Here is a 24,510-nt window from a genome sequence, read left to right as displayed (position 1 = left end):
CCCCGTACCCCGCCGGAGCAGGTACGCCACCGCTTCCCATGCCGTAGGGGCGCTACGCGCGTAGACGACCCCCGTCCCCAGGAGCGTGCGCCATCAACGCGTCCAGCAGCCCTCCGGCCGGAGCGGCGGGTGGTCAGGCGACCGCCGTCGAACTCGCCGGCATCACCAAGCGTTTCCCCGGAGTCGTCGCCAACCACGACATCCACCTCACCGTCCGCCGGGGCACCGTGCACGCCCTGGTCGGGGAGAACGGCGCCGGCAAGTCGACGCTGATGAAGATCCTCTACGGCATGCAGAAGCCGGACGAGGGCACCATCGCGGTCGACGGCGAGCAGGTGGCCTTCTCCTCGCCGGCCGACGCCATCGGCCGCGGCATCGGCATGGTCCACCAGCACTTCATGCTCGCCGACAACCTCACGGTCCTGGAGAACGTGGTCCTCGGCAGCGAGAAGCTGTACGGCATCGGCGGCCGGGCCCGCCGCCGGATCAAGGAGATCTCCGAGCGCTACGGCCTCGACGTCCGCCCCGACCTGCTGGTCGAGGAACTCGGCGTCGCCGCCCGTCAGCGCGTGGAGATCCTCAAGGTCCTCTACCGCGGCGCCCGCACCCTCATCCTGGACGAGCCGACGGCCGTCCTGGTCCCGCAGGAGGTCGACGCGCTCTTCGACAACCTGCGCGAGCTGAAGTCCGAGGGCCTCTCCGTCATCTTCATCTCCCACAAGCTCGGCGAGGTCCTCTCCGTCGCGGACGACATCACCGTCATCCGGCGCGGGACGACGGTGGGCACGGCCGTCCCGTCCGAGACGAGCCCGCGCCAGCTCGCCGAGATGATGGTCGGCAGCGAACTGCCCACCCCGGAGACGGCCGAGTCCACGGTCACCGACCGCCCGGTCGTCACGGTGGAGAAGCTGCGCCTGGCGGCCCCCGGCGGCAAGGCCCTCCTGGACGACGTCACGTTCACCATCCACGCGGGCGAGATCCTCGGCATCGCGGGCGTGGAGGGCAACGGCCAGACCGAACTGGTCGACGCGCTCATCGGCCTGCGCGCCCCCGACTCCGGCACGATCCGCCTCGCCGAGGAGGAGATCACCGGCTGGACCACCCGCAGGCGCCGCGAGCGGGGCGTCGGCCACATCCCCGAGGACCGCCACCGCCACGGCCTGCTCCTGGAGGCACCCCTCTGGGAGAACCGCATCCTCGGCCACGTCACCGAGCAGCCCAACGCCAAGGGCGTCTGGCTGGCCCCCAAGGCCGCCCAGGAGGACACCCGCCGGATCGTGGCGAAGTACGACGTCCGCACCCCCGGCATCGACGTCACCGCCGCCTCCCTGTCCGGCGGCAACCAGCAGAAGCTGATCGTCGGCCGCGAGATGAGCCACCGGCCGCGCTTCCTGATCGCCGCCCACCCCACCCGCGGTGTGGACGTCGGCGCGCAGGCCGCCATCTGGGACCACATCCGCGAGGCCCGCCGCGAGGGCCTGGCGGTGCTGCTGATCTCCGCCGACCTGGACGAGCTGATCGGCCTCTCCGACACCCTGCGCGTGATCTACGACGGAAAGCTGGTCGCGGACGCCGACCCGGCCGCCGTCACCCCCGAGGAGCTGGGCACCGCGATGACCGGCGCCGCCACCGGCCACCTGGAGCACGAAGAGACCCCCGCTGACGGCCCGGGTACGGAAGACGAGGCCCGCTGATGAAGAAGTTCGACAAGGAGCGCGTGCTCCTCGCGGTGGCCGGGCCGGTCATCGCGCTCGCCGTGGCCTTCGTGCTCAGCGCGATCGTCCTGATCGCCTCGGGCAAGAACCCCGTCGAGCCGTTCGCCCTGATGTTCGAGCAGGCCGGGTTCTCCGACATCCAGGTCCTGATCGTCAACCAGGCGTCGATGTACTACATCGCCGCCCTCGCGGTCGCCATCGGCTTCCGGATGAACCTGTTCAACATCGGCGTCGACGGCCAGTACCAGCTCGCCGCCATGATGACCGCGATCGTCGGCGCCCACGCGAACCTGCCGGCCGTCCTCCAGGTCCCGCTGCTCCTGCTCACCGCCGTCTGCACCGGCGCCTTCTGGTCCGGCATCGCCGGTGTCCTCAAGGTCACCCGGGGCGTCAGCGAGGTGGTCGCGACGATCATGCTCAACGCCATCGCCACCTCCGTCATCGGCTACCTGTGGCTGCCCGACGTCTTCGGCGTCAAGATCGGCAACAACAACACCACCGGCGAGATGCACGACTCCGGCCTGATCCCCGGCCTCGACATGGGCGCGGCCGGCGAGGTCTACGGCCTGGTCTTCCTCGCCGTCCTGCTCGGCATCGGCTACTGGGTCGTCCTCAACCGCACCCGCTTCGGCTTCGACCTGCGCGCCTCCGGCGCCTCCGAGTCGGCCGCCGCGGCCAGCGGCGTCAACCCCAAGCGCATGGTCCTCACCGCCATGCTGATCTCCGGCGGCCTGGCCGGCCTCGCGGGCCTGCCGATCCTGCTCGGCGACACCCACACCTACAGCCTCAACTTCCCCACCGGCATCGGCTTCCTCGGCATCGGCATCGCCCTCCTCGGCCGTAACAGCCCGGTCGGCATCGCCTTCGCCGCCCTGCTCTGGGCGTGGCTCGACAAGGCCAGCCCCGAGCTGGACTTCCACGGCTACGACAAGGAGATCGCCGTCATCATGCAGGGCCTGATCGTGCTCTCGGTCGTCGTCTCCTACGAGGCCGTCCGCGAATGGGGCCTGCGCCGCCAGCAGCGCCGGGTCGGCGCGGAGCTGGCCGCCGGTCACGTCCTGGGCGCCACCGACAACTCCACGAAGGAGGTGGCCGGCCGATGACCACCGTGACCGACCTCAACCAGCCCACGCTGCAGCCCGCCGCGCCCACCGGCCGCCGCCTCTCGCTGCCCGTGCTCCTGCTGGTCATCGCCGGCGCCCTGGCGCTGACCTCGCTGGTCCGCATCATCACCGGCGCCGACGGCATCACCAACGTCAGCCAGATGTCCACCGCCCTCCAGCTCGCCGTGCCCATCGGCCTCGCGGGCCTCGGCGGACTGTGGGCCGAGCGGGCGGGCGTCGTCAACATCGGCCTCGAAGGCATGATGATCCTCGGCACCTGGTTCGGCGCCTGGGCCGGCTTCCAGTGGGGCCCCTGGACCGGCGTCCTGGTCGGCATCATCGGCGGCGCCCTCGGCGGCCTGCTGCACGCGATCGTCACGATCACCTTCAACGTCAACCACATCGTCTCCGGTGTGGCCATCAACATCCTCGCCCTCGGCGCCACCCGCTACCTCGCCCCGCTCGCCTTCGAGGGCCACCCGGGCGGCTCCGCCAAGCAGTCCCCGCCGGTCGACTCCCTCGGCCACTTCACCATCCCCGGCCTCTCGGACGGGCTGAAGTCGCTCAACGAGCACGGCTGGTTCCTGGTCTCGGACCTCGCCGGCCTGCTCGGCGGCCTGGTCACCGACGTCTCCTGGCTGACCCTGATCGCCGTCGCCCTGATCCCCGCCACCTGGTGGATCCTGTGGCGCACGCCCTTCGGCCTGCGCCTGCGCTCCTGCGGCGAGAACCCGGTCGCCGCCGAGTCCCTCGGCGTCAACGTCTACAAGTACAAGTACCTCGCCGTGATCATCTCCGGCGGTCTGGCCGGCCTCGGCGGTGTCTTCCTCTCCCTGGTCGCCAACCCCTTCTACCTGGAGGGCCAGACCAGCGGCCGCGGCTACATCGGCCTCGCGGCGATGATCTTCGGCAACTGGATGCCGGGCGGCCTCGCCATCGGCGCCGGCCTCTTCGGCTACACCGACAGCCTCAACCTGCGCGGCGGCTCCGCCAACGTGCACGCCCTGCTGCTGCTCGGCGCGCTCCTGCTGCTCGCGGGCGCGATCTGGCTGGTGGTCCGAAGGAAGTACGTCAAGGCCGCGATCACCCTGGTCGTCGGCGCCCTCGTCTTCGCCTGGTACGCCGGCACCGACGAGGTCCCCAACCAGGTCGTCTCGGCCACGCCCTACGTCGTCACCCTCGTCGTCCTCGCCCTGTCCGCGCAGCGCCTGCGGATGCCGAAGGCGGACGGCATGCCGTACCGCAAGGGACAGGGCAAGTGACCGCGCCCGACACCGCCGCGCTCGACTGGGAGGCGCTGCTCACGTCCGCCCGGGACGCCATGTCCCGGGCGTACGCCCCCTACTCGGGATACCCGGTCGGCGCCGCCGCCCTCGTCGACGACGGCCGCACGGTCACCGGCTGCAACGTGGAGAACGCCAGCTACGGCATCGGCCTGTGCGCCGAGTGCGGACTGGTCTCCCAGTTGCAGGTGACCGGCGGCGGCCGGCTCACCCACTTCGTCTGTGTGGACGGCCGCGGCGAGGTGCTCGTCCCCTGCGGCCGCTGCCGCCAGCTCCTCTACGAGTTCGGCGGCCCCGACCTGCTGCTGCGCACCCCCGCGGGCGACCTGCCGCTGTCCGACATGCTCCCCCAGGCCTTCGGCCCCGACCACCTCACCAAGTAGCACCGGACCAAGCAACCCGGAAGGGAACGCCGGCCATGGCCATGGACGTCATCTCCGTCATCCGCACCAAGCGGGACCGCGGACCACTCAGCGACGAGCAGATCGACTGGGTCATCGACGCGTACACCCGCGGGGAGGTGGCCGACGAGCAGATGTCCGCGCTCGCGATGGCCATCCTGCTCAACGGCATGGACCGCCGCGAGATCGCCCGCTGGACGGCCGCGATGATCGCCTCGGGGGAGCGGATGGACTTCTCCGCCCTCTCCCGCCCGACCGCCGACAAGCACTCCACCGGCGGCGTCGGCGACAAGATCACCCTGCCGCTCGCGCCGCTGGTCGCCGCGTGCGGCGCGGCCGTCCCGCAGCTCTCCGGCCGCGGCCTCGGCCACACCGGCGGCACCCTGGACAAGCTGGAGTCCATCCCCGGCTGGCGCGCCCTGCTCTCCAACGAGGAGATGCTGGACGTGCTGGACAGCACCGGCGCGGTGATCTGCGCGGCCGGCGACGGCCTCGCCCCCGCCGACAAGAAGCTCTACGCCCTGCGCGACGTGACGGGCACGGTGGAGGCGATCCCGCTCATCGCCTCCTCGATCATGTCCAAGAAGATCGCCGAGGGCACCGGGTCGCTGGTCCTGGACGTCAAGGTCGGCTCCGGCGCCTTCATGAAGACGATGGAGGACGCCCGCGAACTGGCCTCCACGATGGTCGGCCTCGGCACCGACCAGGGTGTGACGACGGTCGCGCTCCTCACCGACATGGCCACTCCGCTCGGCCTGACCGCGGGCAACGCCCTGGAGATCCGCGAGTCCGTGCGGGTCCTGGCCGGCGGCGGCCCGTCCGACGTGGTCGAACTGACCCTCGCCCTGGCCCGCGAGATGCTCGACGCGGCCGGCCTCAAGGACGCCGACCCGGCGAAGGCCCTCGCCGACGGCTCCGCGATGGACGTCTGGCGCCGCATGATCAGGGCCCAGGGCGGCGACCCGGACGCCGCCCTGCCCACCTCGAAGGAACAGCACGTGGTCAAGGCGCCCTCGTCGGGTGTGCTGACCCGGCTGGACGCCTACGACATCGGCGTCGCCGCCTGGCGCCTGGGCGCGGGCCGGGCCCGCAAGGAGGACCCGGTCCAGGCGGCCGCGGGCATCGAACTCCACGCCAAGCCCGGCGACGGGGTCACCGCCGGCCAGCCCCTCCTGACCCTCCACACCGACACGCCCGACCGCTTCGAGTACGCCCTGGACGCGGTACGCGACGCCTACGACATCGCCGCGCCGGGCACGCACTTCACCGCCCCGCCGGTGGTGCTGGAACGCATCGCCTGACCAGGGGTTTCAGGTAAGGATGAACGGGACCGGTGGACCTGCGCCGGTCCCGTTCGGCCTGCTGGGAGATCATCGAAGTAATCGTCACCGTGGCGCCGCCGCCGTCCCCTCCCGGATCTCGCCCCGATCGACTGACGGAACCTCACCCCAGTACCGCCGCCACCCCCACCAGCACCGGTACCGCCGCCACCGTCGACACCAGGACCACGTCGCGGGCCAGGCGTTCGCCCACGCGGTACTGGCCGGCGTAGGTGTACATGTTCTGCGCGGTCGGCAGGGCCGAGGTCACCACCACGTCCAGCAGGTGCGCGCCGCGCAGGCCGAAGACCCCGGCCGCCAGCACCCAGGCGACGGCCGGCTGGCCCACCGACTTCAGGACCACCGCCAGCAGCACCGGGGCGCGGTCCGGGCCCCGGAACGGCATCGCGCTGCCGCACAGGGAGATGCCGAAGGCCATCAGGACCGCCGGTACGGACATGTTGCCGATGAGCGTCAGCGGGTCCAGGACCGGGGCGGGGACCCGCAGCCCGGACGCGGCCACCGCGACGCCGGCGAGCGAGCCGACGGCTATCGGGTTCCGCAGCGGGGTCAGCAGCTTCCGCCACAGCGGGCCCGTGCGTCCGGCGCCGCCGCTCAGGTCCAGGACGGTCAGTCCGACCGGCGCGAGGAAGACGAGCTGGAACAGCAGTACCGGCGCCACCAGCGAGGCGTCGCCCAGTACGTACACGGCGATCGGGATGCCGAGGTTGCCGGAGTTGACGTAACCGGAGCACAGGGCGCCGATCGTGGTGCGGCCCACGCCCCAGCGCCGGGCGGCGCCGACGGCGACGAAGACACCGGCCACCGCGAACGTGCTGAGCGCGGTGACCAGGAGCCTGCTGGAGAAGACCACCGACAGGTCGGCCCGCGCGAGCGTGGTGAACAGCAGTGCCGGCGAGGCCACGTGGAAGGCGAGCTTCGTCAGCACCTCACGCCCCTGCGGGCCGAGGTGGCCGCCCCGCCCGAGCAGGTAACCGACGCCGATCACGACCGCGATCACGGCGAAGCCGGTCAGCACCCCCTGCACGGCACCCCCCGGGCGGGGCGGCGGGCAGCGGGCAGCGCGACGGGAGGGGATGCGTGGGGCATACACCAAACCCTCTGCTGCGAAGCCCGCGCAGGTCAAGGCAGGGTGACGGCGCCCACAACAGCGTCCGCGCCGCCGCGGCGTTACGGCCGGGGCCGGTCCGCGAACACCCACCGGTTGCCCGCCAGCGCGTCGTTCGGCTCGGGCAGCGGCCCCCGTCCGTGCCGGCGGCTGAACTCGAAGGGGGTGTGGACCGAGGTGGACCAGCCCCGGCCGGCCAGCGCGCCCGCGGAGTCCGGCCTCGGGTCGCTGTCGAACAGGCGGAGCAGGTCGATGCCGAGCTGGCGCCTGGTCGAGGTGTAGAGCGGGCTGTCACGGTAGGCCAGCAGGTCCTTCTCCAGCTTGACCTCGTACCCCAGCGCGCTCCCCGCCGCGCTCAACCGGTCGACCGTGTCGAGGAGACGCGTCTCGGTGGCGGTCGGCAGATAGAACAGCAGCCCCTCGGCCAGCCAGACGGTCGGCGCGGCCGGGTCGAAGCCGGCCCCGGTCAGCGCTCCGGCCCAGTCGCCGCGCAGATCGCACGGGAGCGGTACCCGCCTCGCCTTCGGGACGTCCGGCAGCCCGTCGAGCACCTGGTGTTTGAACGCCAGCACACCCTCCCGGTCGATCTCGTAGATCACGCAGTCCGGTGGCCAGTCGAGCCGGAAGGCCCGCGCGTCCAGCCCCGCCCCGAGCAGCACCACCTGGCGGGCGCCGCCCGCGTGCGCCGACCGGAGGAGGAAGTCGTCGAGGACCCGCGTCCGCAGCCCGAAGTACCGCGCGAACCTGCCCCACAGCGGGTTCGCGTCCCCGTCCGGCACCTGCTGGATGCGGACCGGCCAGGTCGCGGAGGCGGGTGCGGCGCGTACGAAGTGTTCCGCGTAGACGTCCCGCGCCAGGCTGTCGGGGCGGTAGGTCTCGATCGCCCGTGCGGCGGCGACCAGGAGAGCGGTCAGGCCCACGCCTCCTTCCACCCCGTCCACACCGGCGTTCTGGTGTGCCGCGTAGACCATGTGTGCTCCCTCGATGATGAAGGGCGGCGTCATCGCCTGCCGCCCGTAGGTTCGGGAATGAGGACCGGTTTGACCACGCGGCCCGCGTCGCAGTCCTGTTCGGCCTCGTTGACACAGGCGAGCGGGTACGTACGGATGAGTCGGTCGAAGGGGAACAGCCCGGCCCGCCACAGCGCGAGCAGCCGGGGGATCAGCAGCCCCGGCACGGCGTCCCCTTCGCAGAGGTGGGAGATCCGCCGGCCCCGGTCCAGCGCCCCCGGTTCGATCGGCAGCGCGGTGTGCAGCCGTGCCACCAGGCCGAGCAGGCCGGTCGGGCGCAGGGCCCGCAGCGCGTCGTTGATGAGTGCGGCGGAGCCCGTGGTGTCCAGCGCGTACCGCGCCCCGCCGTCCGTCAGCCGCCTGATGCGGTCGGGCAGCCCGGCCGGGCCGGCGTACAGGGGGACCGCGTGGAAGCGTTCGGCGAGGGCCAGCCGTGCGGGGTGCCGGTCGACGGCCACGGTCACCGCCCCGGCGGCGCCGGCCGCCATCACCGCGGCCAGCCCCACCGCGCCCGCGCCGAGGACCACGACGGTGTCCCCGGGGCCGGCGCCGAAGGAGTGCAGGACCGCCCCGGCGCCGGTCAGGAAGCCGCAGCCGAGCGGTCCGAGCAGTTCCACGGGGAGCGAGGGGTCGACCCGGACGGCGTTGCGGGCCGGGACCACCGCGTACTCGGCGAACGCGGACTGGCCGAACCAGCGCGGGGCCAGCGCGCCCCCGGCCGCGTCGGTGAACCGCGCCGCCCCCTGCGCGCGCCCGCCGAAGAGGTTGAGCGAGGCGAAGGAGTCACAGTAGGCGGGGGCCGCGGCCAGGCAGCTCCGGCAGCGGCCGCAGGAGTCGTAGCTCAGCACGACGTGGTCACCGACGCTCAGGCCGGTGTCCGGGCCGCCCGTCTCCACCACCACCCCGGCCCCCTCGTGGCCGAGCACCGCCGGCAGCGGGGAGCGGCCCGCCGAACGCCGTACCGCGAGATCGGTCCGGCACATCCCGCACCCCGCGATCCTGACCAGGATCTCGCCGGCGGCCGGGCCCCCGTCGAGGATCACCTCCTCGACGGCGAACCGCTCCTCGTACGAGCGCAGTACCGCCGCGTCGAACCTCACTGTCACGCCCTCTCGTCCGGTGGCGGTACGGCTCTCCCCGACGCCGGCGACGGTGGGCGACCGAGCCGGCGGTCCGGCGCTCAGCTCGCGGCGGCGACGGTGGCCGCGTGCTCCCGGGCGTGCCGGTCCAACTCGGCCCGGAAGGCGGCCACCAGGTGCGGGCGGATCCGTCCGGCGGTGCGGTCGCCGCCCTCGCAGACGGCCCCGCGCACCCCCACGATGTCCGTGCCGATACGGGTGAGCACGCCGAGGTCCCCCGCCTTGACGCTGCCCGCCAGGGCGGCGAGCAGACCGGCCCCGTGGGCCAGCCGGACGAACTCCGCGCAGAGGTCGGGCGGTACGTGGTCGAACAGCCGCGTCCCGTCCTTGACCGCGGTGTCGAGCATCGCCGCGTCGGAGCCGGAGCGGCGGGCGATGTCGGGCAGCGCGAGCGGGTTGACGCACCCGACCCGGTGGGCGTCGGCGTACCCCGAGGCGACGACGAACGCGTCCGGCCGGTGGTCCTTCACCGCCCGGACCACCCCGCGCATGACCTCGACGGCCTGCTCGGGCGTCGTGCATCCGTAGAGGCCGACCTTGACGTAGGTGGCTCCGGAGACGGCCGCGCCGAGCGCCGCCTGCGCCACCGTGCCGGGCTTGTACGGTACGTCCCCCACGGTGGCGGAGAGCGGCTTGTCCGCGGGGATCGCGTCGCGGATCTCCCTGATGACCCAGGGGAAGTTCGCGCCGAGCGAGCCTTCGTCGGGCTTCTTGACATCGACGATGTCGAGGTGCTCAGCCGCCTTCGCGCAGTCGAGGGCCTCCTCGACACTGTCGGGCGAGATGAGAAGCAACAACGTGCGTTCCTTCCACCGGGTGCCCGCCCGCCGGGCGGCAGGGCATCCGGAATCCTCGGGATCACGTGCGGTCCGCACATCATTTCCGCGCCCCACGCCCCTCGGCAGAGCGCGCACGCCACCGACCGGGTCACGGTGACGACAGGTTCACGCCCCCGCAGTGCGCCGCACGCGCCGCCGCTGACAGGGAGTTTCCGGCCGAAGTTCCCTTGATCCTCCTATTTTAGGACATTGGATCATTATTCAGAATGTGAAGCATCTTATATAAATGTAGGCTGATGAAGCATCAGTTGAGGAAACTTCCTTCACTGTGCACACCGAAAGGCACCTCATGCGCATCACGCGCGCCAACACCCTCCACCGGACCCTCCTGATCTCCGCGGTCGCCGTTCTCGGCCTCGCCGCCACCCCGGCTCTCGCCTCCGCGCCCGCCCAGAGCGAAGCGGGCAACGCCCGGACCCACAGCAGCCTCGGTCTCCTCGGCCTGCCCGGCGCCAACGGCGCGGGCGGCACCGGAACCAGCGGCGGTGTCGGTGGCCTCGGCGGCGTCGGCGGCGCCGCGGGTGCCAACGGCAACGGCGGCAACGGCGGTGTCGGCGGCAACGCCACCGGCATGGCGAGCATCGGCGGGGCCGGCGGCAACGGCGGCGCCGGAGGCGGCAACGGCAACGGCGGCCTCGGCGGCTCCGGTGGCGCCGCCTCGCTCGGCGGCAAGGGCGGCAAGGGCGGCGTGGGCGGTGCCGGCAACGCCGGTACCGGCATCAACGGCGGCCCGGGCGGCAAGGGCGGCACCTCCACGGCCGGCGGCGGTCACGCGGGCGGGGCCGGCGGAGCCGGCGGCGCGGCCAGCGCGGTCTGCGCGGGCAAGCCCGGCGGCAACGGCACCAACGCCACGTCCACCGCACCCGGCGTCGCCGGCGTCACCGGCGCGGCGGGCAACACCACCCTCCCCTGCTGAGCGGATCACCCCGCGAGGACCCGGCTTCGGTCCTCCGCTCCCGCCCCCGCTCCGGCCGCCGCGAAAGCGGGGACCGGAGCGGGAGCGGTCACCCAGCAGGAACAGGCAGTACGCCATTCTGAGAGGGACGTCATGCGACGTATCCGCACCATCCCGGTCGTAGCCGGGGCAGTCACCCTGGCCGCCGCCACCACCGTGCTGCTCCCGGCCTCCGCCCACGCGGCCGTGGCCTGCACCGAGACCGCGCTCATCGCCGCCGTCAACTCCGCGAACGCCGCCGGCGGGGGCGACGTCGTCCTCGCGTCGGGCTGCACGTACACCCTCACCGCACCCCACAGCAGCGACGGCGACGGTCCCAACGGCCTCCCGGTCATCACCACCGCCATCACACTGACCGGCGACAACAACATCATCACCCGCTCGACGACGCTGCTCGCCCCCCTCTTCCGCATCGCCAAGGTCGCCGGCGGCGGCAACCTCACCCTCAAGGGCAACGTCACCCTCAGCAACGGCAGGACCACCACGGACGGCGGCGGCATCCTCAATTACGGCGCCGTGACCCTCACCGCCGGCGCGCTCACCGGCAACACCGCCCTGGGCAAGGGCGGCGGACTCGCCAACCGGGACATCGCCGCCCCCACCACGGGAGCGACGGCGACCCTCACGGGCAGCACCGTCTCCGGCAACACCGCCGGCGGCCGGGGCGGCGGCATCTACAACGGTCTGCGCGGCACGCTGACGACCACCAGCAGTTTCGTCAACGGCGCCAACAACGGCTCCCAGGGCGGCGGCATCGCGGCCGTCGACTCCACGGCGACCACGCTGACCAGCACCCCCGTCAGCGCCAACAAGGCTCTCCTCAACGCCGGGGGGATCTACCGCCAGAACGGCACCATGACGATCACCACGTCCCCCACCGGCGGCAACACCCCCACCAACTGCACCGGCAGTTCCCCCGCCGTCCCCGGCTGCGTCGGCTGACGCCTCCTGTCGGGCCGTCAGAACGGCAGCTCCCGGGGCCCATACGGCTATTGGCGTGACCACGAGCATCGACAAAGCCGTATGTAAGCATGGAAAAGGTATGGGTGTCCGTATTATCGCCCTAATCCGTATTTCCGGTATGCAACGAAGGAGTGGTCATGGGCCTGCCCATCATCGGCGGTTTGGTCGACAGCGTGGTCGGTATCGTTCTCGGCGCGGTGGCCGGCATCGCGCCTCAGCTCGGAGCCCTGCTGGCGGGCCTGGTGTGAGTGGGCCGATACCGAGGCCGCCCTTCCCCCCGACCACCGCGGACACCGACCGGCTGACCGGCCGGTGTCCGCGGCACAAGGCTCCGGCGCCGTCGACCGAGGCGTCCGAGGCCGCAACTCACGGACGCCGGAGCCTCGTTGCCGTCTTCGAACGGTCGAGTGCGCACGAACGCGGTTCAGCCCCTCCGCTCTCCACCGGTCCCGGTCAGGCATCTGGTCGCGCCGGCGCCAGGCCGAGAACATCGCCCAGTTCGGGGCGCGGCACCGGTGAATCAGGCTCCGGCCCGCCCCGGCACAGTGCTCTCCCCCCGCAGCGCCGCGGCGACCCGGTCGGTGAAGTGCGCTGCGTCCAGGTCGATCCGGCGCAGCCCGACGCGGTCCGAGTGATGGACGACGACCACCTCGTCGGCTCGAAGGCCCAGCTCCGGAGTGGTCGCCCGGGCCGCCTCGACCGCGCGACGTAGTTCCGACGACTCCATACCGTCCTCCCGGACCCGCTGTTATCGTGCGCCGATGTCACCGATCAGGCAGGTCCAAGTCACCTTCGACTGCGCGGCACCCGAGCGCCTGGCTCGATTCTGGTGCGAGGTGCTGGGATATGCCGTATCGCCGCCACCGGCGGGGTTCGCCACCTGGGACGACTTCGACCGCTCCCGGCCCGCTGAGGAGCAGGGCTCATGGTTCGCCTGCGGCGATCCCTCGGGGGTGGGCCCGCGACTGTTCTTCCAACGCGTCCCCGAAGGCAAGGTCGTCAAGAACCGGGTCCACCTCGACGTGCGGGTCGGCACCGGGCTCGTGGGCGAGAAGCGCCTCGCCGCGCTCGAAGCGGAGTGCGCCCGGCTGCTCCCGCTCGGCGCGGTACGCGAGCGACTGCTGTACGACGGCAACGACGCGTGCATCGTGATGCGGGACATCGAGGGCAACGAGTTCTGCCTCGACTGAGCACCTGCCCCGAGCGGGCGGGGCGGGCAGTGACAGCCCGTGAAGGGTCTGTGCAGGTCGCCGCGGCCCCGGGTGGGACCGATGAGTTCCGGAGGATGGGGCGGTCTACCGGTCGTGGATGCCGTGACACACGCCGTGCTCGTGCTGCCGGGGCCCGTCTCGAAGGAGGCCGTGCCCCGGTTCTGTGACGAGGTGCGCGCGCTGCTGGAGGCCACCCGGGCCGGGGTGGTCGTCTGTGACGTCGGGGGGCTGGGGCCGCCGGGCCTCGCCGCGGTGGAGCTGCTGGCGCGGCTCCAGCTCACCGCGCGGCGGTGCGGGGGCCGGATCCGGCTGCGCGACCCCACGCCGGGCCTACTGTCCTTCCTCGATCTGGTCGGTCTCCGCTTCGAGACGGAGCGGCAGCCCGAACAGCGGGAACCACCGGGCGGTGTCGAGGAAGCAGTGGAACCCGGTGATGCGGCCGTCTGAGAGCTCCAGCACCTGGACCGCCCAGGGCGTGAAGCCGCCCTGCTCGGGGTCGGGCTTGTAGTGCGCGAAGCCCGGCAGGCCGTTGGCCTGGACCGGCAGCAGCCGGGAACCGGCGCAGGAGGCGCCGATCGTCGTCATGAACCCCGTGATGTCCGCCGGGCCGGCCAGCCACAGGTCGAACGGCGGCATCGTCATGACCGCGTCCTCGTGCAGCAGGGCGGTCAGGGCCGTCATGTCGTACCCCTCGAAGGCGGCCACGTACCGCTCCAGGAGTTTCCGCTGCTCCTCGTCGAGCGGGTCCGACACCGCCCCCGCGGGCTCCTGCCCGGCCCGCTCCGCGAGGGTCGCGCGGGCCCGCTGGAGGGCGCTGTTCACGCTCGCCACCGAGGTGTCGAGCAGCTCGGCGACCTCGCTCGCCCGCCAGGCCAGTACCTCGCGCAGGATGAGCACCGCCCGCTGCTTGGGCGGGAGCTGCTGGAGGGCGGCCATGAAGGCGAGCCGCACCGACTCCTTGGCGACCGCCGCCTCCGCCGGGTCGTCGGTCGTGGGCAGCGCGCGGGCGTCCGGCATCGGCTCCAGCCAGGTGTTGTCCGGCCGGGGCGCCAGGGCCGCCTGGGCCAGCGGCGTCGACTCCGACAGGTCCATGGGACGGGCCCGCTTGTTGCCCGCGGCCAGCATGTCCAGGCACACGTTGGTCGCGATGCGGTAGAGCCAGGAGCGGAGGCTGGAGCGGCCCTCGAACTTCTCGTGGTTCCGCCAGGCCCGCACCAGCGTGTCCTGCACCGCGTCCTCGGCCTCGAAGGAGGAGCCGAGCATCCGGTAGCAGTACCCGGTCAGCTCGACCCGGTGCCTCTCCAGCGCGGAGTCCAGCTCCGCGGTCGCCGTGCCGTCGGTCATCGTCCACCCACCCCTGTGGCCGTCACGCGGTGCGCGTCTTCGCGCCCCACACTTCGGAAGCTACCGCAGCCCACTGACACTGGCCCGGTCAGTGGGAAAATCCGCAGGTGAGGGGGAGGGGCGCGCGACCCGTCGGGGGGAGGTGGGGCGGCTCAAGGCGGCTCAAGGCGGCAAGGCGGCTCAAGGCGGCTCAGGCCGCGACGGCGACCGCCGCGGCCTGCCGGCGCGCCGCGCGGGTGCCGAGCAGCGTGATCGACACGACCCCCGCCATCGCCAGCAGCCCGACCCACACCGTCCCGCCCCAGCCTCCGGCGTGGAAGGCGACCGCGCCGACCGTGCTGCCGACGCTGGAGCCGATGTAGTAAGCGGACTGGTACAGGGCGGACGCCTGCGCGCGGCCCTTAGTCGCGGTCCTGCTGACCGCCGAGGAGGCCACCGCGTGCCCCGCGAAGAAACCGCCCGTGATGAGGACCAGGCCGAGCAGGATCAGCGGCAGGGAGTTGGCGAGGGACAGCAGCAGACCGGCCGCGGTGAGACCGCCGGCGAGGTACAGCGCCCCGCGCCGCCCCAGCCGGCCCTGGAGCCGGCCCGCCGTCGACGCCGACACCGTGCCGACCAGGTAGACCAGGAAGATCGAGCCGACGACGCCCTGCGGCAGCGAGAACGGGGCCTCGGTCAGGCGGTAGCCGATCACCGTGTAGACGCCGCCGAACACCGTCATGAACAGCGCGCCGATCGCGTACAGGCGGCGCAGCAGCGGGTTCGCCAGGTGGTCGCGGACGGTGCCGGCCAGCGCCCGCGGGCGCAGTGAGCCCGGCGTGAAGTGCCGCGGCTTCGGCAGCAGCAGCCGGAACGCCACCGCACAGGCCACCGCGACCACGCCGATCACGCCGACGGCCGGCCGCCAGCCCCACTCCTGGGCGATCCAGCCGGTGATGACCCGGCCGCTCATCCCGCCGACGCTGTTGCCCGCCACGAACAGGCCGATCGCCGTGACCAGCGCCTTCGGGCTGACCTCCTCGGCTAGGTAGGCCGTCGCCGAGGCCGGCAGGCCCGCCAGCGCGGCGCCCTGCACCGCCCGCAGCGCCACCAGCGCGGTGAGCGAGGGCGCGAAAGGCACCAGCAGCCCGACGGTCACCGCGACCGCGAGCGACGCCGTCATGACCGTACGCCGTCCGAACCGTTCCGACAGGGCGCTCATCGGCAGGACGAACACCGCCAGGCCGCCGGTCGCGGCGGCCACCGTCCAGCTCGCGTCGCCGGCCGTGACGCCCAGGTCGCCGGAGATCAGCGGCAGCAGCGCCTGGGTGGAGTAGAGCAGGGCGAAGGTCGCCACACCCGCGAGGAAGAGGGCCAGGCTCATCCGGCGGTAGCCGGGGCCGCCCGGGGTCATCCGCGGGCCGGCCGCAGAGGCGGCGGCGGACGGACCGGAGGAGGCGGTGGGACCGGTGGGAGCGGCGGGAGCGGAGACGGATGCAGCGGAGACGGATGCAGCGGCGCCCACGGTGGTGGACGCCCCGGTATCGGCGGGAGTCATGACGCGAACGTACGGAGCCGTCACTCATCCGTCCAATGCATGGAACGTCCATAATCGTTCCCATGGCGCATCAGCGAAGCTCAGAGCCGTGGCGGTCACGCGACAGTGACAGAGGCAGTGACACAGAAGACATCGTCGCGCTGCTCGCGCCACGCCTCGCGCACTTCGCCGGCGTCGCCCGCACCGAGCACGTCACCCGCGCCGCGCAGGAGATGAACGTCCCCCAGTCGACCCTCTCGCGCGCCCTGGTCCGCCTCGAACAGGACCTGGGCGTCGACCTGTTCGCCCGGCGCGGCCGCACGCTCTCCCTGACCCCCGCCGGACGCACCTTCCTCGCCTCCGTCGAACGCGCCCTCGCCGAGATCGAGCGAGCCGCCGACGAGGTCCGCGCCGACGCCGACCGCGCCACCGGCAAGGTCGCCTTCGGGTTCCTGCACACCATGGGCGCCGAGACCGTACCCGGCCTGCTGCACGCCTTCCGCGCCGACCACCCCCGGGTCCGCTTCAGCCTGGTGCAGAACTACGGCGAGGCCATGCTGGAACGCCTGCGCGCGGGCGAACTCGACCTCTGCCTCACCTCCCCGGTGCCGGACGCGCCCGACCTGGCCGCCCGCCGCCTGGACGAGCAGAAACTGCGGCTGGTCGTCCCCGCCGACCACCGGCTCGCCGCCCGCCGCCGGATCAAGCTCGCCGAGGCCGCCGACGAGAACTTCGTGACCCTGGAACCGGGCTACGGGCTGCGCCGCATCACCGACGACCTGTGCAAGGAGGCCGGCTTCCGGCCCAAGGTCGCCTTCGAGGGCGAGGAGGCGGAGACCCTGCGGGGACTGGTCGCGGCCGGGCTCGGCGTCGCCCTCCTCCCGCCGCCCACCGTCCCGCGCCCCGGGGTCGTCGAACTGGCGGTCACGGCGCCGCGCGCGGCCCGCGAGATCGGCGTCGCCTGGCTCGCGGGCCGCGCGGACACACCGCCGGTGGCCGCCTTCAAGAAGTTCCTGCTGTCGAGGAGGGGCAACCTGCTGCCCTAGGGCCTGTCCGACCGGTACCCGTCCGGCGGTCCTACCGCAACGTCTTCCCGAAGCCGACGGCCAACGGCATCCGCAGCCCCAGCGGCGGCGGAGCCGCCAGCGCGTCCTCCAGCGGACGGGCGAACGCCTGACCGAACAGCGCGCCCAGTACGAAGTCCTGCACCAGCGCCGCGACTTCCTCGCGGTAGTGGTGCAGCCCGTGCCCGTCGGAGTGCACCTCGAACCGGCACACGTCCCGGTTCGCCTTCTTCGCCCGCGCCGCCAGCCGGAACGACAGCTCCGGATCGCTGCGTCCGTCGTTCGTGCCGTGCACGATCAGCACCCGCCGCCCGGCGAGCTGCCGTACCGGTTCGGGCGGCGCGGCCAGATCGTCGGCCGGCAGCCACGGGGCGATCGCCAGCACCGAGTTGACGGCCTCGTGGCCGGCCGCCCGCAGCGCCGCCCGGCCGCCCATGTCCACGCCGGCCAGGCAGACCGGGACGTCGCCGTAGCGCCGCAGCGCCTCGTCGGCGGCCCACTCGGCGTCCCGCGCGAGCCGGGCCTCGCTGCCGTTCCAGCCCCGGTAGCGGTAGTGCACGACGTGGGTGGCCAGGCCCTCGTCGCGGCCGGCCCGCGCCAGGCGCCGTCCCCACGCGCGGACGGAGGCGGTCGCCAGGAGCGGGGAGGGTCTGCGTCCGGAGATCTCGTCACCGCCGGGGAGCAGCAGCGCCACCCCGCTCACCGCCGTCGGCTCCGGACCGAGCGCTCGTCCCAGCCGGGCCCTGCGCACCGGTGTCGCTTGCTGTGCCATGGCAGAACAGTCTCAGAAGTGCGGGTGTACGCGATCCGTCCGTGCGGTCACCGTTGCGTATCGACCGGTTCGTGCACCACGTAGGTGCGCGGCCGGAGCCGGCGGCCCGGCGACCGGTGGCGAAACCGGGTGATCTACGCGCGTAGCAGCTAGAGTGCGCAGATGACGAGCCAGACCAGCGGGACCCCCGCGAACTCCCCCGCGCCGGACCAGATCCGCCGGGCGCCCAAGGTGCTGCTCCACGACCACCTCGACGGCGGCCTGCGCCCCGGCACGATCGTCGAACTCGCCGACGCGTGCGGCTATCCGCGGCTTCCGGAGACCGACCCCGGCAAGCTCGGCGCCTGGTTCGGCCGGGCCGCCGACTCCGGTTCGCTGGAGCGGTACCTGGAGACCTTCTCGCACACCGTCGCGGTGCTGCAGACCCGCGACGCGCTGTTCCGGGTGGCCGCCGAGTGCGCCGAGGACCTCGCCGCGGACGGGGTCGTCTACGCCGAGGTGCGCTACGCCCCCGAGCAGCACCTGGCGGGCGGGCTCAGCCTCGAAGAGGTGGTCGAGGCCGTCGACGCGGGGTTCCGGGAAGGGGAGCGGCGCGCGCGGGAGAACGGGCACCGCATCCGCGTCGGCGCCCTGCTGACCGCCATGCGGCACGCCGCCCGCTCCCTGGAGATCGCCGAACTCGCCGACCGTCACCGGGACCTGGGCGTCGTCGGTTTCGACATCGCCGGCGCCGAGGCCGGCCACCCGCCCACCCGGCACCTCGACGCCTTCGAGTACCTGAAGCGGGCCAACAACCACTTCACCATCCACGCCGGTGAGGCGTTCGGGCTGCCGTCGATCTGGCAGGCGCTGCAGTGGTGCGGCGCCGACCGGCTCGGGCACGGGGTGCGGATCATCGACGACATCGAGGTGCGCGCGGACGGCTCGGCGCGGCTCGGGCGGCTCGCCTCGTACGTGCGCGACAAGCGGATCCCGCTGGAGCTGTGCCCCAGCTCCAACCTCCAGACCGGCGCGGCATCCTCGTACGCGGACCATCCGATCGGGCTGCTGCGGAAGCTGAATTTCCGGGCGACCGTCAATACCGACAATCGTCTGATGTCCCACACCAGTATGAGCCGGGAATTCGAGCACCTGGTCGACGCGTTCGGTTATACGCTCGACGACATGCAGTGGTTCTCCGTCAATGCGATGAAATCAGCGTTCATTCCTTTCGATGAACGACTAGCCATGATCAACGACGTGATCAAGCCCGGATATGCCGGGCTGAAGTCCGAATGGCTGTTCCAGTAGACCGCCTCCACCAGGGGTGATGCGGACGGGATGGTGGAGTGCGGGGGAATCCGTAGCCGTATTCGCCGGCGATCGTTCGCCATTCGTTCGCATTTCGATGTTTGCGGCGGACGACGCCGTGTGTTTACGGTCGAGGACCGCTCACATCCCCGACTCCCCGTTTCGAGGAAGCATTTCATGAAGCAGTCTGCTGCCAAGACCCTCGGTGTCGCCGCTCTCGGTGCCGCCTTCGCCGCCGCCGGCGCGGGTGCGGCCACCGCGGCTCCGGGTGTCCCGGACGCCGCCCAGACCCTGGGCGGCCTCACCAGGACGCTCCCCACCGAGACCGTCACCCAGGCACTGCCGGGCGGCGCCGCCCACGTACTGGGGCAGGGCCAGCGTGCCGCCGGCACCGGCCTGACCGCCGCCCAGCCGGTCGTCGAGCAGCTCGTGGCCGAGCAGCTCGCCAACGGCCCCACCGGGCCGCTCGGCGGACTGCTCGGCGGACTGCCGGTGCAGGGCGGCCTGCCGCTGAACGGCGTCCCGGTCGCCTGAGTCACGTCACTCCGCGCCCGCCTCGACGCGCCGAAGGGGCGCACCCGGTTGCTTTGGGTGCGCCCCTCGTCCGTGCCGGCCGGTCGTCCGTGCCGGCCGTGGCTACCAGGCCGTCCGGGTGGCCTTCCCCTCCGAGGGGAAGAGGACCCACAGCGCCAGGTAGAGCAGGAACTGCGGGCCGGGCAGCAGGCACGAGACGAGGAAGATCACGCGCATCGTGGTCGCGGAGGTGCCGAAGCGCCGTGCCAGCGCGGCACACACTCCGCCGATCACGCGGCCGTCGGTGGGGCGGGCGAGGCGGGACATCGCGACTCCTTCATGAGCGTCGGCCGGAGGAGACCGAGTGACCCCCTCCGCTGACTTCAAAGCTACGGAAGGCGAAGGGGACGAAGCGTCGCTCTACGGGGCGATCCCGACCCTGGGAATCGTCGGGGTACGCCCCTGAGACGGCTCCTGCTCCTGCTGGGGGAGGTCGGCGCGCTGCCACCGCTGGGATCTGCGGCGGAGCCGGGCCCGCCCGGCGGGGACCACGGCGAGGTGCGCCAGGGCCACGCCCGCGGTGTTCAGCAGCAGCGAGTCGACGTCCGCCCGCTGGCCGGGCACCCCGGTCTGGAGCAGTTCGATGCCCAGCGACAGCAGCGCGCCCGCGGTCACGGTGCGCAGCAGCGAGGCGAGCGGGGAGACGACGGTGCGGCCGTTCGCCATCGGCAGCAGCACGCCCAGCGGGGCCAGCAGCGCCAGCCCCCCGCCGATGCACCGGACCGCCTCCGGCCAGCCCAGGACCACGTCACCGCGGATGCCCTCGAAGGGGCGCAGATTGGCCGGCATCACCCAGGGCACGTCCAGCGGACGCAGCGTGAGCCAGGCGACGAACACGAGGTGGGCGACCAGGAGGACACCCCCCGTCGCCCGGATGCGGAACGCGGCGCTGCCGCCGATGGAGCCTAGACGCTGCACGCCCCCGAAGACGCGGCGTTCCGCGCGCGTGGTTCCGGGTTCCATGGCCGGCGGGTGAGTCCTGCGCCACACGCCCGGCGGCCCGGCCGGTCAGCCCCCGGCGACCGTGCTCGACGGCGGTTCGTTGCTCCCCGGGCGGGCCCGGACCTCGTCCGTGCAGGCGTACCGGCGCGGCGCCCGCTCGCCCGGTCCGCCCAGGACCACCGAGCCGTCGCCCTCGGCCGCCGCCGAGTCGGAGAAGGTGCACACGATCTGGGCCAGGGCGTACGAGGTGAGGTCGCCCGGCGCGGTGCTCAGCCGCAGGGTGTCCTCGGGGTCGCCGGGGCGCGGCCCCACGACCGACGCGCCGGCCCGTACGTCCGTGGTGTACCCGGCCTCCCGCTCCGCGGCCGACGGCCCCGCGGCGAGCTGGTCCAGCAGGCCCTGGGCCACCAGTATCCGCCGCGCCGCGTCCGCGGTGCCGTCCGGCACCCGCACCGTCCGGTCCACCGCCGCCAGGGAGGAGCCGCACAGCAGGAACGCCTGTACGGCGATGCCCGGCGCGGGCGGTGGCGACGCGTCCGGCTCGGCGGGCGAGCAGCGCACCCGCGAGGGCGCGGGCCCGAACTCCGTCGGCACCTCCGTGGCCCGGATACCGCACCCGGTGAGCAGCACGGCCAGCACGGGGAGTGCCAGCAGGCGGCGTACGGTCATCAGGACTGTCCCTTCGCGTCCTTGCCGTTGTCGGAGCCCTCGGCGTCCGGGTCCTCGGGGCCCGGCTCGGTCAGCGCGGGATCGTCCTGCGGCAGCCGCAGGGTGAACACCGCGCCGCCGTCGGGGGAGTTGGCCGCGGTGATCTCACCGCCGTGGATGTGCGCGTTGGCCAGGGCGATGGACAGGCCGAGGCCGCTGCCCTCGGAGCGTGGCCGGGAAGCGCTCGCCTTGTAGAAGCGGTCGAAGACGTGCGGCAGGACGTCCTCGGGGATGCCGGGCCCGTGGTCGCGCACCGCGATGACCACCTCCGGGTTCTCCTCGTTCACCGCCGTCACCGACACCCGTACCGGCGACCCGCCGTGCTTGAGCGCGTTGCCGATCAGGTTGGCCAGGATCACGTCCAGGCGGCGCGGGTCCACCTGGGCGTGGATACCGCGCTCGGCGTCCAGCTCGACGGCGTCCAGCCACGCCCGCGCGTCGATGCAGGCGGTGATCTGGTCGGCGAGGTCCACGTCGTCGAGGACCAGCCGGGCGGTGCCCGCGTCGAAGCGGGTGACCTCCATCAGGTTCTCGACCAGGTCGTTCAGCCGCCGGGTCTCGCTGACCACCAGCCGGACGGCGGGCTCGATCATCGGGTCGAAACCACCGCCCTCGAACTCCAGTTCGTCCTCCAGCACCTCGGTGACGGCCGTGATCGCCGTCAGCGGGGTCCGCAGCTCGTGGCTCATGTCGGCCACGAAACGCCGTGAGGAGGACTCCCGCGCGGCCATGTCCGCCACGCGTTTCTCCAGTGCCTCGGCCGCGCTGTTGAACGTCCGCGAGAGATCGGCCAGTTCGTCGGTGCCGGAGACCCTCAGCCGGGTGTCCAGCTTGCCCTCGCCGAGCCGGCGGGCGGCCACTCCGAGCCGGTGCACCGGCTTGAGCACGGTGGTCGCCAGCGCCTGCGCGAGCAGCGCGGAGCCGATCAGCGCCAGTCCGGTCGCGATCCCCAGCGACCAGGCCAGCGAGTTGAGGTCCTTCGCCTCCGGCTCCAGCGACTTGAGCAGGTAACCGGTCGGACCGCCGCCCGTGACCCGGGCGCCGGCCACCAGGTACGGGGTGTCGTCCTCCACCATCCGCTGCCAGTACAGGTGGTAGGCGTGACTGTTGGCGGCCGTCACCTGCTGCCTGCGGTTCACCGCCGTACGCAGGGAGGCGGGCACGTCCGACAGCGAGAAGCCGCCGAGGCCGCCGGAACTGCCGTACACGGTCCGGCCGTCCGCGTCCCGGGCCACCAGCAGCACGGCGAAGCGCTGGCCGCTGTCGGCCATCTGGCCCGCGGTGTACTGCAACTCGTCCTGCGTGGGCGCCGCGGACAGCGAACCCGCCCGGTTCTGCATCTCCTGCTCGAAGTCGCGCAGCACGGCGTCCTGGGCGCGGGTGAGCACCGCCTCGCGGTTCAGCCAGTACGCGATGCCGGACGCGGAGACGGCGGCGGTGAGCGCCACCAGGCCGAAGACGACGACCAGGCGGAGCCGCAGGCTGGTGAGGCGCAGCCGCGACCAGACCCCCTTGCGCGTCACTGAGGCGGGTCCAGCCGGTAGCCCACGCCGCGCACGGTACGGATCAGGGTGGGCGAGGACGGCACGTCCTCGATCTTGGCGCGCAGCCGCTGCACGCAGGCGTCCACCAGCCGCGAGTCACCGAGGTAGTCGTGCTCCCACACCAGCCGCAGCAACTGCTGCCGGGACAGCGCCTGCCCCGGGCGCCGGCTCAGTTCGAGCAGCAGGCGCAGCTCGGTCGGGGTGAGCTGGAGGTCCTCGCCGTTCTTGGTGACGGTCATCGCCGACCGGTCGATGATCAGGCCGCCGAAGGTCGCCGAGTCGGTGGACTCCCGCTCCCCGCGCCGCAGCACGGCCCGGATCCGGGCGTCCAGCACCCGCCCCTGCACGGGTTTGACGACATAGTCGTCGGCGCCCGACTCCAGGCCGACGACCACGTCGATGTCGTCGCTCCGGGCGGTCAGCAGGATGATCGGAAGCTGGTCGGTGCGCCGGATGCGCCGGCACACCTCGAAACCGTCGATGCCGGGCAGCATCACGTCCAGCACGATCAGATCCGGCCGCTGCTCGCGCAGCAGCTTCAGACCGTCCTCACCGCTGGCAGCGGTCGCCACTCGGTGGCCCTGGCGCGTCAGAGAGAGCTCCAGGGCCGTACGGATGGCGTCGTCGTCCTCGATCAGCAACAGGGAAGGCACGGGCTCATTCTGGCCCATGGAGGGCGTGCGGTTCGACCCGCGGGCCGGGTTGAGGGCGTTCCCCGCCGACGGGCCCTGTGAAGGAACTGTGCCGGGACCCGCACAGGGCGCTGTGACAGGTCTGTGACAGACGGCGGACACGGCCATGAAGTGCCCCCGGCAGGATTCACGTCACCAGCAACACCGCAGGCCGGAACACCGGTGGTCCACGACGGGGGGCGCGAGATGAACATGCTGCACGGAAGCACCAGCGCAGTGGTCACGCGTCTGCATGACGTGCACATACACCGGGGCTCCGAGAAGTCCGGTGCGGTGAGCGGGCGGGGGCGGGGGTGCGCTCGCGGGGCCGGGCGCCAGTACAACGGTCACGTCTCGGTGGCCGACGCCCGCCCGGCGGAGACGTACGGGGGTACGTCGAACGGGGAGGACGAGGGGGAGCGGCGCTCCTCGTCGGAGGCGGAGTTCACCGCCTACGTCCAGGAGCGCCGCGCCTCCCTGTACGCCACCGCCTACCACCTCACCGGTGACCGCTTCGAGGCCGAGGACCTGCTGCAGAGCGCGCTGTTCTCGACCTACCGGGCGTGGGACCGGATCACCGACAAGGCGGCGGTCGGCGGTTATCTGCGCCGCACCATGACCAACCTGCACATCAGCGCCTGGCGGCGCCGCAAGCTCAACGAGTACCCGACCGAGGAACTGCCGGAGACGCCCGGCGACTCGGACGCGATGCGCGGCACGGAGTTGCGCACGGTCCTGTGGCAGGCGCTGATCCGGCTGCCCGAACTCCAGCGCACCATGCTGGTCCTGCGCTACTACGAGGGCCGTACGGACCCGGAGATCGCGGACATCCTCGACATCAGTGTCGGCACGGTGAAGTCCAGCATCTGGCGCTCGCTGCGCCGGCTGCGCGAGGACGAGGTCCTCAGCTTCGGCCGGGACCGGGAAGACGCCTTCGGCGAACTGGTCGCCTGAAGGGGACGGAAAAAAAGTTCGGGCCCGGGTGTATCACGGGGGATGCTCCGGGCTCTTACTCACAC

At 72.6% G+C, this 24,510-nt stretch carries 26 protein-coding genes; 13 read left to right on the top strand and 13 right to left on the bottom strand.

The genetic code is table 11. The features are described from left to right. The first annotated feature begins 92 nt into the window (after positions 1–92). From ABEB00_RS19525 to ABEB00_RS19505, 5 genes are read left to right on the top strand one after another with little or no spacing between them, the layout of a single operon-like run. Complete coding sequence (locus ABEB00_RS19525; RefSeq protein WP_345621182.1) at positions 93–1,694, top strand: ABC transporter ATP-binding protein; 1,602 nt, start codon at positions 93–95, stop codon at positions 1,692–1,694. Beyond that, positions 1,694–2,818, top strand: coding sequence for an ABC transporter permease (locus tag ABEB00_RS19520; protein WP_345621140.1), 1,125 nt, complete (start codon positions 1,694–1,696; stop codon positions 2,816–2,818). Before ABEB00_RS19525 ends, ABEB00_RS19520 begins: the two co-directional genes overlap by 1 nt. Beyond that, positions 2,815–4,080, top strand: coding sequence for an ABC transporter permease (locus tag ABEB00_RS19515; RefSeq protein ID WP_345621139.1), 1,266 nt, complete (start codon positions 2,815–2,817; stop codon positions 4,078–4,080). Before ABEB00_RS19520 ends, ABEB00_RS19515 begins: the two co-directional genes overlap by 4 nt. Next, positions 4,077–4,484 carry a cytidine deaminase gene (locus tag ABEB00_RS19510; RefSeq protein WP_345621137.1) on the top strand — a complete coding sequence of 136 codons (408 nt, stop codon included), beginning with the start codon at positions 4,077–4,079 and terminating at the stop codon, positions 4,482–4,484. Before ABEB00_RS19515 ends, ABEB00_RS19510 begins: the two co-directional genes overlap by 4 nt. A gap of 41 nt (positions 4,485–4,525) precedes the next feature. Next, positions 4,526–5,803 (top strand): thymidine phosphorylase, encoded by a 1,278-nt coding sequence (locus tag ABEB00_RS19505; RefSeq protein WP_345621181.1) that lies wholly within the window; start codon positions 4,526–4,528, stop codon positions 5,801–5,803. A 142-nt stretch (positions 5,804–5,945) separates the two neighbouring features. Here ABEB00_RS19505 and ABEB00_RS19500 read toward each other — a convergent pair whose 3' ends face one another. The 4 genes from ABEB00_RS19500 to ABEB00_RS19485 form a co-directional block, all read right to left on the bottom strand. Then, a complete protein-coding gene (locus ABEB00_RS19500) occupies positions 5,946–6,869 on the bottom strand; it encodes an AEC family transporter (RefSeq protein WP_345621135.1) in 924 nt (307 codons plus the stop codon). 143 nt (positions 6,870–7,012) lie between these two features. After that, positions 7,013–7,921, bottom strand: a complete 909-nt coding sequence (locus ABEB00_RS19495; protein WP_345621134.1) for a class I SAM-dependent methyltransferase — start codon at positions 7,919–7,921, stop codon at positions 7,013–7,015. 29 nt (positions 7,922–7,950) lie between these two features. After that, positions 7,951–9,060 (bottom strand): NAD(P)-dependent alcohol dehydrogenase, encoded by a 1,110-nt coding sequence (locus ABEB00_RS19490; RefSeq protein WP_345621180.1) that lies wholly within the window; start codon positions 9,058–9,060, stop codon positions 7,951–7,953. A gap of 80 nt (positions 9,061–9,140) precedes the next feature. Then, complete coding sequence (locus tag ABEB00_RS19485; protein WP_345621133.1) at positions 9,141–9,896, bottom strand: (5-formylfuran-3-yl)methyl phosphate synthase; 756 nt, start codon at positions 9,894–9,896, stop codon at positions 9,141–9,143. A 331-nt stretch (positions 9,897–10,227) separates the two neighbouring features. Here ABEB00_RS19485 and ABEB00_RS19480 point away from each other — a divergent pair, with 331 nt between their 5' ends. Both ABEB00_RS19480 and ABEB00_RS19475 read left to right on the top strand, forming a co-directional pair. Continuing rightward, complete coding sequence (locus tag ABEB00_RS19480) at positions 10,228–10,854, top strand: hypothetical protein (protein WP_345621132.1); 627 nt, start codon at positions 10,228–10,230, stop codon at positions 10,852–10,854. A gap of 132 nt (positions 10,855–10,986) precedes the next feature. Then, positions 10,987–11,835: a right-handed parallel beta-helix repeat-containing protein gene (locus ABEB00_RS19475; RefSeq protein ID WP_345621131.1), complete on the top strand. Its 849-nt coding sequence runs from the start codon at positions 10,987–10,989 to the stop codon at positions 11,833–11,835. A gap of 541 nt (positions 11,836–12,376) precedes the next feature. Here the strand turns inward: ABEB00_RS19475 and ABEB00_RS19470 are convergent. Beyond that, complete coding sequence (locus ABEB00_RS19470; protein ID WP_425586527.1) at positions 12,377–12,583, bottom strand: hypothetical protein; 207 nt, start codon at positions 12,581–12,583, stop codon at positions 12,377–12,379. A 34-nt stretch (positions 12,584–12,617) separates the two neighbouring features. Here ABEB00_RS19470 and ABEB00_RS19465 point away from each other — a divergent pair, with 34 nt between their 5' ends. Both ABEB00_RS19465 and ABEB00_RS19460 read left to right on the top strand, forming a co-directional pair. Then, on the top strand, positions 12,618–13,046 hold the full coding sequence (locus tag ABEB00_RS19465) for a VOC family protein (protein ID WP_345621130.1): 429 nt from the start codon (positions 12,618–12,620) through the stop codon (positions 13,044–13,046). Positions 13,047–13,127: 81 nt separating this feature from the next. Next, positions 13,128–13,514, top strand: coding sequence for an STAS domain-containing protein (locus ABEB00_RS19460; RefSeq protein WP_345621128.1), 387 nt, complete (start codon positions 13,128–13,130; stop codon positions 13,512–13,514). On the opposite strand, the gene ABEB00_RS19455 is transcribed toward ABEB00_RS19460, so the two are convergent. Both ABEB00_RS19455 and ABEB00_RS19450 read right to left on the bottom strand, forming a co-directional pair. Beyond that, positions 13,398–14,411: a sigma-70 family RNA polymerase sigma factor gene (locus ABEB00_RS19455; protein ID WP_345621126.1), complete on the bottom strand. Its 1,014-nt coding sequence runs from the start codon at positions 14,409–14,411 to the stop codon at positions 13,398–13,400. The genes ABEB00_RS19460 and ABEB00_RS19455 overlap by 117 nt on opposite strands. A 190-nt stretch (positions 14,412–14,601) precedes the next feature. Further along, the gene (locus ABEB00_RS19450; protein ID WP_345621125.1) at positions 14,602–15,948 is read right to left on the bottom strand and encodes an MFS transporter; all 1,347 of its coding nucleotides are present in this window, start codon (positions 15,946–15,948) and stop codon (positions 14,602–14,604) included. Between the two features lie 62 nt (positions 15,949–16,010). On the opposite strand from ABEB00_RS19450, the gene ABEB00_RS19445 reads away from it, so the two are divergent. Continuing rightward, positions 16,011–16,973 (top strand): LysR family transcriptional regulator, encoded by a 963-nt coding sequence (locus ABEB00_RS19445; RefSeq protein WP_345621124.1) that lies wholly within the window; start codon positions 16,011–16,013, stop codon positions 16,971–16,973. A 31-nt stretch (positions 16,974–17,004) separates the two neighbouring features. Here ABEB00_RS19445 and ABEB00_RS19440 read toward each other — a convergent pair whose 3' ends face one another. After that, positions 17,005–17,763 carry a dienelactone hydrolase family protein gene (locus tag ABEB00_RS19440; RefSeq protein ID WP_345621123.1) on the bottom strand — a complete coding sequence of 253 codons (759 nt, stop codon included), beginning with the start codon at positions 17,761–17,763 and terminating at the stop codon, positions 17,005–17,007. 162 nt (positions 17,764–17,925) lie between these two features. Between ABEB00_RS19440 and ABEB00_RS19435 the strand changes: the two genes are divergently transcribed. Continuing rightward, positions 17,926–19,053 (top strand): adenosine deaminase, encoded by a 1,128-nt coding sequence (locus tag ABEB00_RS19435; protein WP_345621122.1) that lies wholly within the window; start codon positions 17,926–17,928, stop codon positions 19,051–19,053. A 177-nt stretch (positions 19,054–19,230) separates the two neighbouring features. After that, positions 19,231–19,587, top strand: coding sequence for an ATP-binding protein (locus ABEB00_RS19430; protein ID WP_345621121.1), 357 nt, complete (start codon positions 19,231–19,233; stop codon positions 19,585–19,587). A 102-nt stretch (positions 19,588–19,689) separates the two neighbouring features. On the opposite strand, the gene ABEB00_RS19425 is transcribed toward ABEB00_RS19430, so the two are convergent. The 5 genes from ABEB00_RS19425 to afsQ1 all read right to left on the bottom strand — a co-directional run bounded on the left by ABEB00_RS19425 (position 19,690) and on the right by afsQ1 (position 23,473). Continuing rightward, complete coding sequence (locus ABEB00_RS19425) at positions 19,690–19,893, bottom strand: PspC domain-containing protein (RefSeq protein ID WP_345621120.1); 204 nt, start codon at positions 19,891–19,893, stop codon at positions 19,690–19,692. 93 nt (positions 19,894–19,986) lie between these two features. Beyond that, positions 19,987–20,544: a VanZ family protein gene (locus ABEB00_RS19420; RefSeq protein ID WP_345621179.1), complete on the bottom strand. Its 558-nt coding sequence runs from the start codon at positions 20,542–20,544 to the stop codon at positions 19,987–19,989. A 90-nt stretch (positions 20,545–20,634) separates the two neighbouring features. Next, on the bottom strand, positions 20,635–21,237 hold the full coding sequence (locus tag ABEB00_RS19415) for a hypothetical protein (RefSeq protein ID WP_345621119.1): 603 nt from the start codon (positions 21,235–21,237) through the stop codon (positions 20,635–20,637). Then, entirely contained in the window at positions 21,237–22,799 is a 1,563-nt protein-coding gene (locus ABEB00_RS19410) for an ATP-binding protein (protein WP_345621118.1), read from the bottom strand. The genes ABEB00_RS19415 and ABEB00_RS19410 overlap by 1 nt, the downstream gene beginning before the upstream one ends. Continuing rightward, positions 22,796–23,473, bottom strand: a complete 678-nt coding sequence (gene afsQ1 / locus ABEB00_RS19405; protein WP_345621117.1) for a two-component system response regulator AfsQ1 — start codon at positions 23,471–23,473, stop codon at positions 22,796–22,798. The genes ABEB00_RS19410 and afsQ1 overlap by 4 nt, the downstream gene beginning before the upstream one ends. A 225-nt stretch (positions 23,474–23,698) precedes the next feature. Between afsQ1 and ABEB00_RS19400 the strand changes: the two genes are divergently transcribed. Beyond that, complete coding sequence (locus ABEB00_RS19400; protein ID WP_345621116.1) at positions 23,699–24,445, top strand: SigE family RNA polymerase sigma factor; 747 nt, start codon at positions 23,699–23,701, stop codon at positions 24,443–24,445. Positions 24,446–24,510 lie beyond the last annotated feature (65 nt).

Origin of the sequence: Streptomyces ziwulingensis, from assembly GCF_039542605.1 — a bacterium.
Taxonomy (GTDB): domain Bacteria; phylum Actinomycetota; class Actinomycetes; order Streptomycetales; family Streptomycetaceae; genus Streptomyces; species Streptomyces ziwulingensis.
This window is presented reverse-complemented; position numbering and strand designations above follow the sequence as displayed.

Excerpts from the sequence above, each read along its gene's own strand:
- ABEB00_RS19480 (WP_345621132.1), top strand. The coding sequence starts at position 10,228 with ATGCGCATCACGCGCGCCAACACCCTCCACCGGACCCTCCTGATCTCC.
- ABEB00_RS19440 (WP_345621123.1), bottom strand. The coding sequence starts at position 17,763 with ATGGCACAGCAAGCGACACCGGTGCGCAGGGCCCGGCTGGGACGAGCG.
- ABEB00_RS19520 (WP_345621140.1), top strand. The coding sequence starts at position 1,694 with ATGAAGAAGTTCGACAAGGAGCGCGTGCTCCTCGCGGTGGCCGGGCCG.
- ABEB00_RS19400 (WP_345621116.1), top strand. The coding sequence starts at position 23,699 with ATGAACATGCTGCACGGAAGCACCAGCGCAGTGGTCACGCGTCTGCAT.
- ABEB00_RS19445 (WP_345621124.1), top strand. The coding sequence starts at position 16,011 with ATGGCGCATCAGCGAAGCTCAGAGCCGTGGCGGTCACGCGACAGTGAC.
- ABEB00_RS19415 (WP_345621119.1), bottom strand. The coding sequence starts at position 21,237 with ATGACCGTACGCCGCCTGCTGGCACTCCCCGTGCTGGCCGTGCTGCTC.
- ABEB00_RS19435 (WP_345621122.1), top strand. The coding sequence starts at position 17,926 with ATGACGAGCCAGACCAGCGGGACCCCCGCGAACTCCCCCGCGCCGGAC.
- ABEB00_RS19495 (WP_345621134.1), bottom strand. The coding sequence starts at position 7,921 with ATGGTCTACGCGGCACACCAGAACGCCGGTGTGGACGGGGTGGAAGGA.
- ABEB00_RS19430 (WP_345621121.1), top strand. The coding sequence starts at position 19,231 with ATGAAGCAGTCTGCTGCCAAGACCCTCGGTGTCGCCGCTCTCGGTGCC.
- ABEB00_RS19470 (WP_425586527.1), bottom strand. The coding sequence starts at position 12,583 with ATGGAGTCGTCGGAACTACGTCGCGCGGTCGAGGCGGCCCGGGCGACC.
- ABEB00_RS19515 (WP_345621139.1), top strand. The coding sequence starts at position 2,815 with ATGACCACCGTGACCGACCTCAACCAGCCCACGCTGCAGCCCGCCGCG.
- ABEB00_RS19455 (WP_345621126.1), bottom strand. The coding sequence starts at position 14,411 with ATGACCGACGGCACGGCGACCGCGGAGCTGGACTCCGCGCTGGAGAGG.
- ABEB00_RS19505 (WP_345621181.1), top strand. The coding sequence starts at position 4,526 with ATGGACGTCATCTCCGTCATCCGCACCAAGCGGGACCGCGGACCACTC.
- ABEB00_RS19425 (WP_345621120.1), bottom strand. The coding sequence starts at position 19,893 with ATGTCCCGCCTCGCCCGCCCCACCGACGGCCGCGTGATCGGCGGAGTG.
- ABEB00_RS19450 (WP_345621125.1), bottom strand. The coding sequence starts at position 15,948 with ATGACTCCCGCCGATACCGGGGCGTCCACCACCGTGGGCGCCGCTGCA.
- ABEB00_RS19475 (WP_345621131.1), top strand. The coding sequence starts at position 10,987 with ATGCGACGTATCCGCACCATCCCGGTCGTAGCCGGGGCAGTCACCCTG.
- ABEB00_RS19460 (WP_345621128.1), top strand. The coding sequence starts at position 13,128 with ATGAGTTCCGGAGGATGGGGCGGTCTACCGGTCGTGGATGCCGTGACA.
- ABEB00_RS19465 (WP_345621130.1), top strand. The coding sequence starts at position 12,618 with ATGTCACCGATCAGGCAGGTCCAAGTCACCTTCGACTGCGCGGCACCC.